Raw genomic sequence first — 1450 nt, forward strand, 5'->3', positions numbered from 1 at the left:
GTCAAGCATCGTGATAACCCGTGCCGCCGCTTCATATGCCCTCTGGTACTTGATCATATTCGTCGCTTCTTCATCCAGAGAAACACCGGAGACCGATTGGCGGTGATTTTCTATCAAGTCGTAATAGAGCTTACTGTTGGTAATCATCCTGCCTGATTCCTGGGATTCGATACCGAGATTTGTGACCGTTGATCGATAAAAATCATTCATCGTGACGTTGTTGCCGTCGATCGTCAGCAGTGTATCTTTGAGCTTACCGATAGCCAGGGCGTTCGAATTATCCCCAGGTATAGCAGCAGCATCCGTTGCCGCCGCCACGTGTGTTGGGTCATCGATATCAGCGCTTAAGGCGATATCCGCGGCCCCTGTCCCTGTGAAAAAGTTCCAACCGGTAATGCCATCTAAACCAACACCCGCCGCATGGAGGTTATTAATCTCGGTTATTAGGGTGGATGCTAGCGTATCGAGATCGCCTCGGTAGTTTTGGATAGTCACGTCTCGCGAATCGACCAACGATTTGATCTCACCGCCGTACAATGTGACCGCCGAGCCGTCCGATTCCCACGTCACGTCGTAGTAGCCGCTATTAAGACCGTTGGGTGTAGTCTGTATGTGGTTTGCCGAATACTCGCTTACCAGCTGCCGGCCGTTTAAAAATATTAGTGTGGCTCCCGAATCCTGTTCGCCTACCGTGATATCGGCTATCTTCGAGAGATCATCGATAAGCTTGTCCCGCTCGTCTTTTAAATCATTCGGCTCTACACCAAACGTCTGTATCCTGATGATTTCATTATTGAGCGCATAGATCCTGTCAGCGATGTTGTTGACCTCATCGACCTTAACCGCCGCCTGGTCGTTCAAGTTATCGCGCAGACGGCTTAGCTTTGCATCCAACTGATTAAAAGTGGATGTAAGCGTGCGCCCCATCTCTATTACCGAGGTCCTCACCGAGAGGCTCTCCGGATTCTTACTCAACTGCTGCCAGGCATTCCAGAACTCACCCATGATGTTCTGAAGTCCGGCCTCTGATGGCTCGTTAAATATCGCCTCGAGCTGTTTGAGGGCATCGTCTTTTACTTCCCAGCCACCTAGGGCCTGGTTTTCTTTCCTGATTTGACTGTCGAAATAGCTACTGCGCACCCGCTCAACTGATTTCACCTCAACGCCGGTACCAAGCTGGGCCTGAAGCATAGGCCTGTTGTAGCCTGGATAGGGAAACGAGGGGGCCGCTGCAAGAATCGCCCGCTGCCTCGAATAACCCGGCGTATTGGCATTGGCTATATTATGCGCCGTTACATCCATCCCATATTGACTTGCCTCTAGGGCTCTTCTGGCAATGCTGATGCCGAAAAATCCATCCATCCTATAACACCTCTTTATGCCCTTCCATCAAACAACTTAGGGTTTACACCTTGGGGATTGGGCTTTTGACCGTACACCGGGCTTTCCT

1 protein-coding gene is annotated in these 1450 nt (G+C 50.8%); it reads right to left on the minus strand.

Annotation, left to right across the window (positions count from 1 at the left end; all coding sequences use genetic code 11):
* Positions 1–1362 (minus strand): flagellar hook-associated protein FlgK (gene flgK / locus COY37_RS10005; protein ID WP_286977443.1); only part of this gene is annotated, 1362 nt, incomplete at its 3' end.
* Between the last annotated feature and the right edge of the window lie 88 nt (positions 1363–1450).

Origin of the sequence: Candidatus Aquicultor secundus (genome assembly GCF_002791875.1) — a bacterium.
Classification (GTDB): domain Bacteria; phylum Actinomycetota; class Aquicultoria; order Aquicultorales; family Aquicultoraceae; genus Aquicultor_A; species Aquicultor_A secundus.